We start from the raw sequence: 17,105 nt of genomic DNA on the forward strand, positions 1-17,105 counted from the left end.
AGCCCGCTCCCACATTTGCACCGTGCTCGGTCAGGAAGATGCCTTGTGAGCCTTCTCCCTTACGCCTGGGCCAAGGCCCAACGCATCCTGCTGCGCCACGGCGACAGCGGCATGTTGCTCACCGTGTGCCCCTCGACACCCGGTTGGGCCATCGGTGAAGCGCGCCGCCAGTTCGGCGAGTCGCCCGTGGAGCAGGTGCGCGACGACGAACTGGACGGCCTGCTCGCCACGGCCTACGCCGACACCGGCAGCGCCGCCGCTGTGGTGGGCGCGGCGGAAAACGAAGTCGACCTCGACCGCCTGATGCAGGCCATCCCCGAGATCACCGACCTGCTCGACACCCAGGACGGCGCGCCGGTGATCCGCATGATCAACGCCTTGCTGACCCAGGCTGCGCGGGACGAGGCCAGCGATATTCATATCGAACCCTATGAAAGCCACTCGGTGGTGCGCTACCGCGTCGACGGCACCCTGCGCGATGTGGTGTCGCCGCGCAAGGCGTTGCACGGCGCGTTGGTGTCGCGGATCAAGATCATGGCGCAGCTGGACATCGCCGAGAAACGCCTGCCTCAGGACGGCCGTATCGCCCTGCGCGTGGCCGGGCGGCCGATTGATATCCGCGTGTCGACGGTGCCGACCGGCCACGGCGAGCGCGTGGTGATGCGCCTGCTCGACAAACAGGCTGGGCGCTTGCAGTTGGAAACCCTGGGCATGGACCCGCAGTTGCTGGCGCGCCTCGATACGCTGATCCGCCAACCCCACGGCATCGTGTTGGTGACCGGCCCCACCGGCAGCGGCAAAACCACCAGCCTCTACGCCGCCCTGGCGCGGTTGGACGCCAGCACGCGCAATATCCTCACCGTGGAAGACCCGGTGGAGTACGACCTGCCGGGCATCAGCCAGATCCAGGTCAACGCCAAGATCGACATGACCTTCGCCCTGGCCCTGCGCGCAATCCTGCGCCAGGACCCGGACATCATCATGATCGGTGAGATCCGTGACCTGGAAACCGCGCAGATCGCCGTGCAAGCCTCGCTGACCGGGCACCTGGTGCTCGCCACCCTGCACACCAACGACGCGGTGTCGGCGGTCAACCGCCTGGTGGACATGGGCGTGGAACCGTTTCTGTTGGCGTCGTCGTTGCTGGGGGTGTTGGCCCAGCGTTTGGTGCGGCGGCTGTGCCCGCACTGTAAGCAGCCGGACCCGACCGCGCCGGGCACCTGGCGCCCGGTGGGTTGTGCGCAGTGCAATCAGGTGGGCTACAGCGGACGCACGGGGATCCATGAGTTGTTTTATGTCGACGATGCGGTGCGCGGGCTGATCCATCAAGGTGCCGGGGAACAGGACCTGCGAGTGGCGGCACGCCGCGCCGGCATGTTCAGCCTGCGCGAAGACGGCGAGCGCTGGGTGCGCAGCGGCACCACCGCGCCGGAAGAAATCCTGCGCGTGACCCGGGACGCCGGATGAATCGCTATCGCTATGAAGCCGCCGATGCCAGCGGCCGCATCGAGACCGGGCAAACCGAAGCCGACAGCCAGAGCGCGGCCTTCAGCCTGTTGCGCGGTCGCGGCCTGACCGTGCTGGCGTTGCAGGAGCAAACCCCGGCAGCGGCAGGCGGCGGCCTGTTCACTGCCAAGCTCTCCGACAACGACCTGGCCTGGGCCACCCGGCAATTGGCGAGCCTGCTCGGTGCCAGCCTGCCCCTGGAAGCGGCCTTGAGCGCCACGGTGGAGCAGGCCGAGAAAAAACACATCGCCCAGACCCTCAGTGCGGTACGCACCGATGTGCGCGGCGGCATGCGCCTGGCCGATGCCCTGGCTGCGCGGCCACGGGATTTTCCGTCGATTTACCGCGCGCTGATCGCAGCGGGGGAGGAGTCCGGCGACCTGGCCCAGGTCATGGAGCGTCTGGCCGACTACATCGAAGAGCGCAACAACCTGCGGGGCAAGATCCTCACCGCGTTTATCTACCCCGGCGTGGTGGGGCTGGTGTCCATCGGCATCGTGATCTTCCTGCTCAGCTACGTGGTGCCCCAGGTGGTCAGCGCGTTCTCCCAGGCACGCCAGGACCTGCCGGGGCTGACCTTGGCCATGCTCAACGCCAGCGACTTTATTCGCGCCTGGGGCTGGTTGTGCTTTACCGGCCTGGTCGGTGCGTTCTGGGGCTGGCGCCTATACCTGCGCAATCCGCTGGCGCGCCTCAACTGGCATAGCCGCGTGCTGCGCTTGCCACTGATCGGGCGCTTCGTGCTGGGCTTGAACACTGCACGCTTTGCCTCGACCCTGGCCATCCTCGGCGGTGCCGGCGTGCCGTTGCTGCGCGCCCTGGAAGCGGCGCGGCAAACCCTGTCCAACGAGCGCCTGAGCCAATGCGTGAGCGACGCCACGGCCAAGGTGCGCGAAGGGGTCAACCTGGCGCCGGCGCTGGCGGTGGAGAAAGTCTTTCCGCCGGTGCTGATCCACCTGATCGCCAGTGGCGAAAAAACTGGGTCGCTGCCGCCGATGCTCGAACGCGCCGCGCAAACCCTGTCCAAGGATATCGAACGTCGCGCCATGGGTATGACCGCGCTGCTGGAGCCGCTGATGATCGTGGTGATGGGCGCGGTGGTGCTGGTGATCGTGATGGCGGTGCTGTTGCCGATCATCGAAATCAACCAATTGGTCACCTGATACGCGCCGGGTTTTGCCTGGCTCCCGATGGCGCGGGGCCAAGCTCGGGTTCCTCATTCCGTCATCTTTCAACCCCGTGCATGGCCCTGCGGCCAGTGGCGAAAACCATTGCGCTCGGCGGCGCCCAAACCGCTCAAAACGATGACCGAAACACCCGAGAATCTTTTTCAAAATCAAGTGCTTTCTCCCGAGGTTTTTTCCTTTAGCTGTCATCGGATGCTGCGAAATTTCCTACCCATGGCCTCCGCCTTCGCCACCCCCGGAACACGGCCTGGGTCCGAAGCCATGGCGTCATGCAAGAGCCATCTACCCCAAACGTACAAACACGATGAAAGGAGATTCTTCATGTTTAAGCGCAACGTTCTCGCGGTATCCATGACCCTCGCTGCACTGTGCTCGGCCCAGGCGGCCATGGCGGACATCAACGGCGGTGGCGCCACGCTGCCACAACCGCTGTACCAGACCGCTGGCGTACTCACCACCGGCTTCGCACCCTACATCGGTGTGGGCAGCGGCAACGGCAAGTCGGCGTTCCTGAACAACGACTACACCAAGTTCGTGGCCGGCGTGACTAACAAGAACGTGCACTGGGCCGGCAGCGATTCCAAGCTGAGCGCCGCTGAGTTGCTGGCTTACAAAACCAACAAGCAACCGACCTGGGGCAAATTAATCCAGGTGCCGTCGGTGGCCACGTCGGTGGCGATTCCATTCAACAAAACGGGCACCAACGCTGTCGATTTGAGCGTCAACCAACTGTGCGGCGTGTTCTCCGGCCGCCTGACCGACTGGAGCCAGATCACCGGCGCTGGCCGCACCGGCCCGATCACCCTGGTGTATCGCAGCGAGTCCAGCGGCACCACTGAACTGTTCACGCGCTTCCTGAACGCCAAGTGCGCCGAAGCTCAACCGTTCGCCGTGACCACCACGTTCTCGTCCAGCTACGGTGGTGGCCTGCCGTCGACCGCTGTCGCCGCCGCCGGTAGCCAGGGCGTGATGGATGCGCTGAATGCAGCGCAAGGACGTATCACCTACATGAGCCCGGATTACGCCGCGACCACCCTGGCCGGCCTGGATGACGCCACCAAAGTCGCCAAAGTCGCCGGTGTTTCCCCTGCGCCTGCCAACGTGTCGACCGCCATCGGCCAGATTCCTGCGCCCACCGAAGCACGGGCTGACGGCTCGTTCATCGACGCGACCAACCAGGACAACTGGGTACCGGTCTTCGCGGCCACGGCCAGCGGCTCAGCCACCTTCGCTTACCCTTCCAGCGGCTACCCGATCCTGGGTTTCACCAACCTGATCTTCAGCCAGTGCTACGCCGATGCGACCCAGACCACCCAAGTGCGCGGCTTCTTCAACCGCCACTACGGCAGCCTGGTGAACAACGACACCGCCATCAACAACAACCGCTTCGTGCCGCTGCCAGCGAACTGGAAAAAAGCCGTGCGTGACACCTTCGCCACTGCCACCAGCGCTCAAGGCATCGGCAACACCAGCGTGTGCAACGCCATCGGTCGTCCGCTGTAACCCCCGCTGTTCAGCACCGCTTTACCGATCAGCAACGGCCCGTGCCGTTGCTGATTTTTTTTGCGCTAACAGCCGTATATGAACTTTGCGTGACAGAAGTTCAGTCCGGCCCCTCGCCAACCGCCTAACCCTCATACGTGAGCCTGTGTTGCTCCTGGCGATAACAAAGAAGGAAGTGTCCCGATGGTCCGCTGCAAACCCACGCTTAAGCTGAATGCCCAGGGCTCACGGGCCCAGACTGTGTTGCGTCTCAAGCCGCTGGCGCAGGTCATCGCCTTATGGGTGGTGGCGGGCAACGCCTCGGCGGCGACGGCGTTCAGTCCGGCCTGGTTCGCGGCCAAGGGGGCGACCCAGGCGACCACGGCGGCGCGCATCAATGCCGGGCAAATGCCGTCGGTGCCGACCTTGAACCAGCAGGCGCGGGTCAATCAGCAGTTGGCGCGTTCCATCAGCACCCTGAACACCAGCGTCGCGGCGATTGCGGCGCAGCAGGCCGCTCAGGCCGCCGGCCGGCAAGCGGCGTTCGGCCAGGTGTCGACGATTCCCGATGGCCTGGGCAAAGGCGGCCTGCAAGTGGACAACAGCCTGACCCAGGGCTGGACCAACGCCAAGGCGCCGACCCAGACCCAGGCCGGCGGCAAGACCACGGTGAGCATCGAGCAGACCGCCGACAAGGCGATCCTCAATTGGGAAACCTTCAACGTCGGGCGCAACACCACGGTGGACTTCCAGCAGCAGTCCACCTGGGCAGTACTCAACCGTGTCAACGACGCCCAGGCTCGCCCCAGCGAAATCCAGGGCCAGATCAAGGGCGCCGGGACGGTGATGATCATGAACCGTAACGGTGTGGTGTTCAGCGGCACCAGCCAGGTCAACGTGCGCAACCTGGTAGCGGCGGCGGCGAACATCACCGATGAACAATTCACCCAGCGCGGCCTGTATGTCGACACCAATGGCACCCAACCGACATTCACCGACGCGGCGGGCAAGGTTCAGGTGCAGCGCGGCGCATTGATCCAGACCCACAACGCCGCCACTTCCACCGACGCCGGCGGCTATGCCTTGCTGCTGGGCAGCGACGTGGAAAACGCCGGCACCATCATCACCGCCAAGGGCCAGACTACCTTGGCGGCCGGTGACAGTTTCTACATCCGCAAAGGCGTGGGCACGGCGGGTAACGAGCGTTCCACCACCCGTGGCAATGAAGTCGCCACCAGCCTCAAGGCGGGCAGCACGGCGGGTGCGGTGACCAACAGCGGCCTGATTATGGCGTCCACCGGCGACGTCACCCTGACCGGCCATCAGGTGCAGCAGAACGGCGTGGCCCTGGCCAGCACCTCGGTGGACACCCGCGGCACCGTGCACTTGCTCAACGCGGCCAGCGACAGCAGCGGCAGCGTCAGCCTGGGGGAGGGCAGCACCACCGCGATCCTGCTGGACGCCAGTGGCAGCACCGCACTCAACAGTCAGAAAGACAATGGCCTGATCAAACTCGACGGCAGCCCCGCCAATTTGATCGGCGGCGCGTTCAACCACCTCAGCGCGGTAGTCGACCGCACGGACCAGTCACGGATCGAGATCGTCAGCGGCGGCACTGTGGATTTCCGCAAGGGCTCGATCACCCTCGCCACCGGCGGCCAGGTGGCCGTCAGTGCCGGCCAGCGCAGCCTGGTGCGCGACGGGGCGATGATCGATGTATCGGGGGCCGTCGGCGTCAAGGTGGCGATGGAAGCCAACAACATCAAGATCAACGTGCAGGGTAACGAGCAGCGCGATGCGTCGGTCAACCGCGACAACGGCCAACTGATCAACAGCGATGTGTGGGTCGACCTTCGCGACCTGGTGTTTGTGCCCGCCGGCACCAACGGCTACGCCACCGACCGCTGGTACACCGCCGGTGGCCTGCTGGAAGTCGGCGGTTACCTCGGCACCCAGGGCCATTCGGTGGGTGAATGGATGGCCCAGGGCGGCACCGTGACCTTTACCGGCAAGGAAGCGGTGACCCAACAGGGCGCGCAGATCAATCTGTCGGGCGGCACCGTGGACGTGCAAGGCGGCTATATCCGCCAAACCTGGCTCAAAGGGCCGAATCGCCGTTTGTACGAGCTGTCCAAAGCGCCCGGCGACATTCTCTATTCCGGTATCTACAAGGGTTACGAAGACACTAGCGTGCGCTGGGGCCAGACCGAGTATTACTACAACCCGCTGATCGCCCCCCAAGGCCGCAATGAGGCCGGGTACACCGTGGGCCGGGACGCCGGCAAACTGGTGGTCGGCACCTCCAGCGCGGTACTGGAAGGCCGCCTGATCAGCGATGTGTTCCAAGGCGATCGCCAGACTCAGGCACCCATGCCCAACCTGGACGGTTACCAGCAATCCCAGAAGGCCATGGCCCAGCTCGCGCAGTTGATCGTGGGCCAGTACACGCCGTTCTACAACAAAGCCAACGGCACCTTGCGCTACGCCTTGGGGGGGAACGCCGATCAGGTGACGCTCGAAAACGACACGCAAGCGATTGCCGATGACCTGGACCTTGCCAATGCATTGCCGGCCGACCGCCAGGGCAAGATCGTGCTCGACAGCGACCTGCTCAATGCCGCGCCGTTGGGCGCCATCAAGGTCGCGGCTCGCCAGCAGGTCAGCGTCAATGGCGCGCTGCGCGTGGCCGACGGCGGCGATATCACCCTGTTCGGGCCGCGCGTCGACATCAATGCCAACCTCACGGCCCACGGCGGCAGCCTTAACGCCGGCAACATTCTCAGCCAGGTCAACCCGTTCAAGGCCGGCGTGGTCGAGGACACCGCCCTGGCCGGTGGCGCGCAGGTCACGCTGGGCGCAGGCGTCAAACTCGACACCAGCGGGCGCTGGAATAACCTGCTGCTGGAACCCGGCAATGGCAGCGGCCTTGCGTATATCAACGGCGGCAAGGTTTCGCTGCGCAGTTCGAGCCAGTTGAACCTGGCGGCCGGCAGTGGGGTGTACGTGTCCTCCGGGGCCACCCTGGGGGTAGACGGCAAGTTGATCGGCGGCAAAGGCGGCAACGTGACCCTGGGCGCTCTCGGCGCTCTGGCCCTGGATGGCGACGTGCGCGGTTATGGCGTCAATGGCGGCGGCACCTTGGCCTTGCAGGCGCGCACGGTGCAGATCGGCAACCGTGTCGGCGCGATGGACCCGGACACCTTGCACCTGGCCGGCGACTTCTTCGACAAGGGCTTCTCGGCCTACGACATCACCGGCAACGAAGGGCTGATCGTCACCGACGGCACTCAAGTGAATGTCAGCCTGCCGACCTATCGATTGGGCATGCAGGCGTCCACGGTGGCGACCGGCGGCGCACCGACGGCGGCCCTGGAGCAGTGGACCTCGCCGCTGTATCAGGAAGATGCCGCCAAAGGCGTGCTGACCCAGCGTCGCGGCGCCGGTTTGAGCCTTACCGCCGGCAATGTGTTTGCCACGGCGGCGCAACTGGCGAGCACGGCCTTGACCGTGGGCCAGGGGGCGGTGATCAACGTCGATCCTGGGCAGGCCATCAACTTGCGCAGCGTCGGTCAGTTGACAATGGATGGCACGCTCAATGCCTGGGGCGGCAGCGTCAGCCTTGAGGGGCTGACTGCAGCCACTTCGGAAGCGGTGAATGCGGCCGGTCATGGCCGCTCGATCTGGGTTGGCGAGCACGCGCTGATCGACGTGGCAGCGCGGGCAGCCACGGCGGTGGACAGCCAAGGGCGCCGTTATGGCGTGGTGCGTGACGGCGGCAGCATCAGCCTGGGCGGCACGCTGGACCTGAACACCGGCCTGGCCAAGGCCAGCGACCTGTTCGTGGTGGTCCGCGACGGCGCACGACTGGACGCCTCCGGCACCCAAACCGAGCTGACAGTGCCGGGGCAGGGCACGGTGTCGGTAGCCAGTAACGGCGGCAGCATCAGCCTGGCCTCCAACAACGGCCTGTACCTGGAGGGCAGCGTGATGGCCAGGGCCGGTGGCGCTGGCGCGGCGGGCGGCAGTCTTAACCTGGCGCTGGAAAGTCCGTATTACACCAAGACCGGGGTCGCTGACCGGGTGCTCAAGGTGCGTGAACTGGTGCTCGGCCAAGGGCATTCACCGAGCGCTCTGGCTGGCACGGCCGAAGCGGCGGCCGATAGCCTGGACTATGGGCACGCACGTCTGGGCGTGGATCAAGTCCAGGCCGGCGGCTTCGATAACCTCGCGCTGCTGAGCAATGGTTTGCTGAGCTTTGACGGCGACATCCGCCTGAATATGGGCCAGAGCCTGCGTCTGTACAGCCGTGGCTATGGCCTGAGCGACAACGCCGCCGCCACGGCACGCATCGACCTGTCGGCGCCGCACCTGCTGCTGGCGGGCTATCTGCCGCCCCCCGAGAGCGGCAAGGATTTCTACGTGCGTCCGGTGCCGGTGCTGCCGGTGCCGTCCCAGCGTGCCACTCAGGCGCAGTTCAACGCCGAGGGGCAGTTGGTCGAAGTGCGTGGCAATGTGATCTTCGGTAACCGCAGCAGTCTGTACCGCGCCGACGCCAGCCAGGCCAGCCTTGAGCGCCGTGGCTTCGACCAGGTCAACCTGACCAGCCAGGGCGACTTGCGCTTTCTAGCGGGGACTTCCGTGAACGACATCATCACCGGCGTCAGCACCCAGTTGCTGACCCAGGGCGACATGACCCTGCGCGCGGCGCAGGTGTACCCCGCCACGGACGTCAGTGCCCGAGTGATTGCCGGCTACCTCGGTGAGTCCAGCACCATTACCCAGGGCCTGGACTTTAATCCGCTGCGCAGCTTGACCCTTGGCCGCGTCGGCAGCACGGAGGCGGCGTTGCCGTATTCGGCGTTCGGGCGCCTGCAACTGGGCGCCGCCACCGTCAAGCAAGGCGGCGTGGTGCGCGCGCCGCTGGGCTTGATCAATATCGGCAGCATGGGCAGCAGCCAGGTGCAATTGCTGCCGGGCAGCGTCACTTCGGTGAGCGGCAAGGGGTTGGTGCTGCCCTATGGCGGCACCCTGGACGGGCAGGTCTACACCTATAACGGCAAGACCGTGGCCTTTCTCGGGCAGGGCGGATTGGTCAATACCAACAGCGACCTGAGCGTCGGCGTGATTCTGGGCGGCCAGTCGGTGGCCGTGCAGGCGGGGGCGGTCGTCGATCTGTCGGGCGGTGGCGAGCTGCTGGGCGCCGGGTTTATCTCCGGACGCGGCGGCTCCACGGATGCGCGCTACAACCCGCTGGTGCAGTTCGGTGCCAGTGCCGGGTTCGTGCTGCCGGGGCTGTCCACCAACCCGGTCTACGCCATTGTGCCGGGGGCGCAGCCGGGTGCGGCGCCGGAAGCGGCCGAGGGCGGTGCCGTGGCGCCGTTGGTGGGCCAACAGGTCACCATCGGCGCCGGGGTGCCGGGCTTGCCGGCCGGCACCTACACCTTGATGCCGTCCACCTACGCGCTGATGCCGGGGGCTTATCGCGTGGAGATCAATGGCCTGGCGGGGCTGGGCAGCGACAGCGCGACCACCTTGATGCGCAACGGCTCATGGGCCACCTCCGGGCAGTTGTCGATTGCCCATACAGGCATCCGCAACAGCGTCGCCACCCCGTTGATCCTGACTTCGGCGGACACCCTGCGCCGCTATTCCCAATACAACGAAACCAGTTACGCCCAGTTCGCCAAGGCCGATGCCGCCCGGTTGGGCGTACCGCGCCCTCTGCTGGAAGCCGACGCCAAAACCCTGAAGTTGGCCTTGCGCCCCGGCGCGGGGGCCGATGGGTTTTCATTCAACGGTATCGGGCGCTTTGACGCCGCCACCGGCGGCTACGGCGGTACGGTCGCGGTGCTCGACCAGAGCCGGTTGGGTATCGAGGTGGTGGCGCCGCAGGCGTCTGCCACCGCCGGTTTCGGCGGCATTAGCCTCAGAGCCGACACCCTCAATGCTATCGGTGCCGCACGGTTGATGATCGGCGGCATGACGGTGGTGGATTACGGTCAGTCGGGTAACTTCATCAGCCTGGCCAGCGGGGTGAATGCCGCCAACAGCAACATCACTGTGCGGGCCGGTGCCACCCTGGCGGCGCCGGAAGTGTTCCTGGTCAGCGACACCGGCGCCATCGTGGTGGAGCAGGGCGCCTCCCTCAACACCTTGGGCCGGGGCAAGGCCAGCTACGATGCCCGCGACGGGTTTATTTATCAGGTCGCCAATATGCTCGGGGTGTCCAACGGCTTGCTCAACGTGGTCAGCGCCTCGCGGCCCGGCGGTGTGATCAGCGAGGGGATCAACATCGGCGCCTGCGCTGCCCAATCTTGCGTCGGCCAGACCGGGCTGTACTCCGAGGGCAGTATCGTGGCCCTGACCGACGGCACGTTCCAACTGGGCGACCAAGTGCGCTATGGCACCCGTCACCTCAACCTGGGCGTGAGCACCATCAACCTGGGCAGCGTCGAAGCCCTGGCCGCGGCGGCCGCCGGCAACCGCTTGCCGGCCGGTTTGACCCTGAACCAGGCACTGCTCGACCGCCTGCTGCGCGGCGACACGCAACTCGGCGCCCCGGCCTTGGAAACTCTGCAACTGTCGGCGCGCGACGGGTTCAACCTGTATGGCAACGCCAGCCTCGACACCTATGACCCGCTGACCGGCAAATCGCTGCTGAGCAACCTGATGCTGTCCACTCCGGCGCTGTACGGCGCCGGCGACGCCAACGACGTGGCGACCCTGCACACCGCCAATCTGATCTGGCTGGGCGCCACCCAGGCCCCGGGCGCAGTGGTAACGGGCGGTGCGGGCACCGGCAGCGGGCGCCTGGATATCAACGCCGAGCGCATTGAGTTCGGGTATGGCGCCTTCGGTCAGCCGAGCAACGTGAAAAGCTTCGACCGGTTGGCCCTGGGCTTTGCCACGGTGAACCTCAACGCCAGCGAACGCATTACCGCCAACCACAAAGGCAGCCTGTCGGTGTACCAGCGCCAGGGTGCCTATGACTCGGTCAGCGGTTACCAGTACAGCGGTGGCAACTTGACCATTCGCACGCCGTTGATGACCGGTGAGGCCGGTTCGGTGAACAGCATCAAGGCCGGCGGTGCGATTGACATCGGTGCGTCGTCAGGCCCCCGTGGCAACGCCAACGGCCAGGGCGCGCAACTGTCCCTGCAAGGCGACAGCCTGCGCGTGGCCAGTGCGGTGGTATTGCCCAGCGGCAAAGTCAGCCTCAGTACACGGGGTGATCTGGTGCTGACCGACGACGCCCTGATCGATGTGGCCGGCCGTGCGATGCGCTTCAACGACGTGACCCAATACGGCTGGGGCGGCGACGTGCTGCTGGACAGCCGCAGCGGCAATATCCTGCAGGCGGCGGGCTCGACCATCGATCTGTCGGCCCAGCATAACCAGGCCGGCAAATTGCGCGCGGTGGCCACGGATGCGGCAGGCGGTATCGTCGATCTGCAAGGCAAGATCCTCGGCAGCAGCAGTGGCTATTTCAACGCCGGCGGCACCTCGATGCCGCAACCGGCGGGCAGCGTGGAGATCCAGGCGCAGCGCCTGGGCAGCAGCGGTGCTTTGGACCAACAGTTCGCTGACCTCAACCAACGCCTGAACCAGGGCCAGGTGTTCGGCGCGCGCAGTTTCCAACTCAAACAAGGCGACCTGACCATCGGCGATGGGCTCAAGGCCGGCAGCATCAGTGTGTCGGTGGACAACGGCAGCCTGCGGGTCACTGGCCTGGTGGATGCCAGCGGCGAGCGCGTCGGCAGTATCAACCTGGCCGGCAAGCACGGCCTGACCCTGGACGGCAGCGCCGTGCTCGATGCCCACGGCAGCAAGTTGCGGGTGGACAGCTACGGCAAGATCATCGACGCGCCGAACCGCGCCATGGTGGTGCTGGGGTCCGGCGATGGTCAACTGACCCTGGCCGACGGCGTGCGCATCGACCTGCGCCACGGCACCGCCGCCACCGGCAACGACGGGCACCTGCGCGGCACCCTGGAGCTGAATGCGCCGCGCCTGGTCAACCCGGATGGCAGCAGCAATGACGTGGCCATCGACGCTCACGGGCGGTTAGCCATCCAAGGCGCGCGTTCCATCACCCTCAACGGCATGGCGCGCTATGACGATGCGCCGGAAAAAACCGACCCGACCGCCAGCGGCAGGCCGTACCAGGAAATCACCCAGGGCTACCTGGACCAGAAACACGCCCTGAGCGAAGCCTTTATCAATGCGGCGCTGCTCAATCAGAACCTGCTGGATAACAAACTCGCCGGCCTGAACAACGCCACCTACGCCGATGCCTTGCACCTGCGCCCAGGGGTGGAAATCGTCAGTAAAACCCAGGATGGCGACCTGGTGGTGCAGGGTGACCTAGACCTGTCCGGCTACCGCTATGCCAGCCTCAACCCCCATAGCGTCAAGGACAACGCGGTCTACGGCTCCGGTGAATCCGGCAGCCTGACCCTGCGCGCCGGCGGCGACCTGAATATCTACGGCAGCCTCAACGATGGCTTCGCCAAACCGCCGGTGTCCGAGGATGACAAAGGCTGGGTGCTGCTACCGGGCGTCGACTTCAGCGGCGGCACCATCGTGGTGCCGGGCAACGGCGTGACCCTGGCCGATGGCACGGCGTTCCCGGCCGGCAGCACGTTGAATTACGACCTGCCTATCAAAGCGCTGACGATGGCCGCCGGCACCCGCTTGCCGGTGGCCGCGACGTTGAGCCAGGAGCTGGTATTGCCAGCGGGCAGCGTGGTCTCGGCCGATGTGCGCGATGCCGGCGGCAACCTGTTGCTCGCTGCGGGCACCTTGTTGCGTGAGGCGCAGACCCTGGCGATCGGCACCCAATTGGGCGCCGGCACACTGTTGGCCCAAGGCACCCGACTGGACGGTATGACCTGGCCTAAGGGTGTGCCGCTGCCGGCGATACACCAGGCGAACCCGGCCAATAACACGGTGCAGCTCAGTGGCAGCAAAGCCTTGCCCAAGGGCGCACTGATCCCGGCTGGGACCGATGTGAAACTGCCCAACAATGCGACCTCGGTCGCCCTGCGCGTCGGGGTTTCCGGCCCTGCCGGGCAGGTCTGGGCGATTTCGCCGATGCTGGCCGAAGGTACCCAGTCGTGGTCGTTGCGCCTGGTGGCGGGCGCCGATACCGAGGCGGCGGACAGCCGTCTGCTGCAAGCCCATCCGCGCAGCGGCGATATGCACTTGGCGGACAACCACTACGGGATGTTCGCCAAGCAATTGCCGAGCAAGGGCATTCAGACCTGGACCGCCCTGGCGGTGGCTGAACTGAGTGGCGCGGGTGTGGATGTCAAGGTAGGTGACCCCATCGAGCAATCGTTGCTCGACGCGATGGGCCAGGGTTCGATCGAGGATTTCTGTGCCAGTTCGCCGGACTACTGCGCAATGAAAGTGACCTACGTGTGGACTCAGAAAGCGGCCGATGAATTGTTGGAACAGGCCAGTATCGTGGTTCCGGTAGGGGGGGTGATCACCGAGGAGTTCCTGGCCAGCCTGCAGTTGCCGGGTGTGGACGAGCTGTGCGCCGTCGCGCCGGATTACTGCGCGGCCCAGAGCAAGACCGAATACGGCGCCACGCCGTCGAGTACGCGCTGGAGTGTGATCCGCACCGGCAGCGGCGACCTTGAACTGTTGAGCGCGGGCAACCTGCAGATGGACTCGTTGTTCGGCGTGTACACCGCGGGCACCTCATCGACCGGCACCTTCGCCGGTGACCCCTACAACCTGCCGAAGGCAAAACGGGCGGGCGCCGATCCGTTGACCAGTACGGTGCTGAACGATGCCGGCAGCTTCTTCGAACAGTTCGTCAACGGCTCGTCCACCAGTCTGTACCGCGCCTGGTACCCGGAAGCCGGCGGCAATCTGACCCTGAATGTGGGCGGTGACCTGACCGGGCATATCACCAGCAGCGTAGCCAGCAGCGTGCGCCCCAACCCCAAGGATGTCGGGGTCGACTCGGCGGCCGTCGGCAACTGGCTATGGCGCCAGGGCAGCGGTGCCGTGGCGACGGGCGGGCCGGCGCAACCGACGGCCTGGTGGATCAACTTCGGCAGTTACACCGCAACCGCGGCGGCGGACAAACTGCTCGGTTTCACCGGCTTCGGCACCCTGGGCGGCGGCAACCTAGACGTCAATGTGAGCGGCAACGCCGGGGTGCTGGATACCTTGGGCTACAGCGTGTATCGCCCCGAGGTGAACCCCCATAGCCAGGGCTTGGTCCTGGCCGTCGGCAGTACCGGACGGATCGCCGCCGATGGCAGCCAGCAGCTGACCGGTGGCGGCGATTTGCGTGTCCGCATCGGCGGCGCGCTGAACCCCGCCAGCGTGGCCGCCACCACGGACCACCGTGACGGCGTGTTGGTCAACCTGCGCGGCGACGTGCAGTTGCGCAGCGCTACCGTGGGCAGTGTCGACCTGCTGTACGGCAGCACGGCGCGCAGCCAAAGCCCGGGTGAAACCCGCGCGTTCGACCCGCAGGTCGCGACCCGTGGCGTTGCCCGTGGCGGCATGACCCTGGTCCCCGGTGATGCCACGTTCAACCTGCAGACCCTGGGCGACCTGGTGGTGCAGAACGTCGAAGACCCAGGCCGGGTGGTGCTCTCCCATGTGTCGCCGTTTGCCCAAGGCGCCTCACTTGGTGGCGGTTCCAGCTGGTTTACGCTGTGGACCCGAGACACCGCCATCGACCTGTTTTCCCTGGGCGGCAACCTCACGCCCTTCAGCCGCATCGACGCGCTCCCCGACTTGGCGGTGGTGTATCCCTCGATCCTCAGGGCCACCGCCGCCGGCGGCAGCCTGTATTACGGTAAAGCGGCCGAGGCCCAGGCCAACGGCGATAACACCTACATGTTCCCCTTGCTGTTGGCGCCCGCCGACAATGGCCAGTTGCAGTTCCTTGCCCAGGATTCGATCTACGCCGGCGGCATGACCGTCAGCCGCTCCGGCACTGCCAGCAGTGCCATGGCGACGCCGTGGAATCCGGCCTTCCAGGGCATGCTAGGCACCCAGGTGGTGGCGAGCAACCTGTCGGCCAGCGGCAACCTGGATGCTCGTGCGCTATTTGCGTTCGGGCCCGGCACCACGTCCGCATCCACCGGCGGGCGTGGTGAGCCCGCGCGGTTTTATGCCATGGACGGCGACCTGGTGGGCGTCAGCAGTGGCCGGATCATTCGGTTCGACACCTCCCCTGGCAGCTTGCATGAAGGTCAGACCTGGTACGAAGGCAGCGGCCCGGTCCGCATGCTGGCCGGGCGGGATATCGTCAGCAGCGGGCGCGCGTTCGGCGATGACATGATGTTTGGCCGTTCGAGCAATAACCTGTTTATGCACGACGCGACCCAGGACATCTCCATCGTGGCCGCGGGGCGCGACATTCTCTACAGCAGCTTCCAGGTGGCCGGCCCTGGCCTGCTGGAAGTCTCGGCCGGGCGCAATATCCTGCTTACCGGTGTCGGCGGTGAGCACAGCGTAACCAGCCTCGGCGCGGTGTTGCCGGGCGACAACCGCCCCGGCGCGAGCATCGTTATGCAGGCCGGTGTGGGCGCCAGCGGGCCGGATTACAGTCGGTTCGTCGAGGCTTACCTGAACCCGCTCAATCAGGCGCAGGCCGGTGAATCCTTGCAGAGCGGCAAAGTGGCCAAGACCTACGACGATGAACTGGTCAGTTGGCTCGCCGAGCGCTTCGGCTTTGTCGGCGACACCGTCCAGGCTCGCGCCTACTACGTTGCGTTGCCCGCCGAGCAGCAACGGGTGTTTGCCCGCGATGTGTATTTCGCCGAGCTCAAGGCCGCCGGTCGCGAATACACCCAGGCCGGCGGCGTGCGCCAGGGCAGTTACGTGCGAGGTCGCGCAGCGATTGCAGCGCTGTTCCCGACCAAGGACGTGGCCGGCAACCCGATCACGTATCAGGGCGATATCACCCTGTTCAACGGCTCGGGTGTGCACACCAACGCTGGCGGAGCGATTCAGATGCTCACTCCGGGCGGTAGCCAGACCTTCGGTATCGAAGGCGCGGCGCCACCGTCGACGGCGGGTGTGATCACCCAAGGCGCGGGGGATATCCAGCTGTACTCGATGGGCAGCATTCTCCTGGGGCAAAGCCGCATCATGACCACCTTCGGCGGCTCGATCCTGGGCTGGACCGCCCAGGGCGATATCAACGCCGGCCGTGGCTCCAAGACCACCGTGGTGTACACACCGCCCAAGCGTGTCTATGACAACTGGGGCAACGTCGGCCTGTCGCCCTCGGTACCGAGCACCGGGGCGGGGATCGCCACCCTGAACCCGATCCCGGAAGTGCCGGCGGGGGATATCGACCTGATCGCGCCGCTGGGCACTATCGATGCGGGCGAGGCGGGCATTCGCGTGTCCGGCAACGTCAACATCGCCGCCTTGCGAGTGGTGAACGCGACGAATATCCAGACCCAGGGCAAATCCAGCGGCGTGCCGGTGACGGCCACGGTCAATACCGGCGCCCTGAGTTCGGCCAGCGCCGCCGGGGCGGCCGCCTCCCAGGCTGCGGAAGACGCGGCCCGCAGCCAGCAGGCGGCGGCCAGGCAGAGCCGGGCGTCGATCGTCACCGTGGAGGTGTTGAGCTTTGGCTCCGAGCCGGTGCCGCGTGAGCCGCAGGAGCAGCAGAAAACCTCGGCCTACAACCCCGACAGCCCTGTGCAGGTGCTGGGTGCCGGGCCGCTGAGCGAACAGGCGCGGGCGCGGTTGACCGACGAGGAGCGCAGACAGATCAGCCTTTGACGGGGTGCAAGAACCTCTCGATGGACCTTGGGGGCGATCTATGATCGCCCCGTTTTTTTGGGGCGCGCAGCCCTGGGTGATCAGCGCGTAAATGCCCCCGACCCAATCCCAAATGAAGCTTTCATGACAAAAGTTCGGTAGCCCATGGCCACTCCCGTC

The 17,105-nt window shown here is 66.0% G+C and carries 4 protein-coding genes; all 4 read left to right on the top strand.

Annotated features, from left to right (window positions below):
- The first annotated feature begins 45 nt into the window (after positions 1-45).
- Complete coding sequence (gspE, locus tag ABX75_RS25570; RefSeq protein ID WP_047882890.1) at positions 46-1,467, top strand: type II secretion system ATPase GspE; 1,422 nt, start codon at positions 46-48, stop codon at positions 1,465-1,467.
- A complete protein-coding gene (gene gspF, locus ABX75_RS25575; protein ID WP_047882891.1) occupies positions 1,464-2,669 on the top strand; it encodes a type II secretion system inner membrane protein GspF in 1,206 nt (401 codons plus the stop codon). The genes gspE and gspF overlap by 4 nt, the downstream gene beginning before the upstream one ends.
- A gap of 345 nt (positions 2,670-3,014) precedes the next feature.
- Positions 3,015-4,196, top strand: a complete 1,182-nt coding sequence (locus ABX75_RS25580) for a substrate-binding domain-containing protein (RefSeq protein WP_034096920.1) — start codon at positions 3,015-3,017, stop codon at positions 4,194-4,196.
- Positions 4,197-4,379: 183 nt separating this feature from the next.
- The gene (locus tag ABX75_RS25585; protein ID WP_047882892.1) at positions 4,380-16,946 is read left to right on the top strand and encodes a filamentous hemagglutinin family protein; all 12,567 of its coding nucleotides are present in this window, start codon (positions 4,380-4,382) and stop codon (positions 16,944-16,946) included.
- The last annotated feature ends 159 nt before the right edge of the window (positions 16,947-17,105 follow it).

The sequence above is a fragment of the Pseudomonas sp. ARP3 genome, from assembly GCF_001029595.1.
GTDB lineage: Bacteria > Pseudomonadota > Gammaproteobacteria > Pseudomonadales > Pseudomonadaceae > Aquipseudomonas > Aquipseudomonas rhodesiae.

Bases quoted from the DNA above. Each gene is read 5' to 3' on its own strand.
- ABX75_RS25585 (WP_047882892.1), top strand. From the start codon at position 4,380: ATGGTCCGCTGCAAACCCACGCTTAAGCTGAATGCCCAGGGCTCACGG.
- gspF (WP_047882891.1), top strand. From the start codon at position 1,464: ATGAATCGCTATCGCTATGAAGCCGCCGATGCCAGCGGCCGCATCGAG.
- ABX75_RS25580 (WP_034096920.1), top strand. From the start codon at position 3,015: ATGTTTAAGCGCAACGTTCTCGCGGTATCCATGACCCTCGCTGCACTG.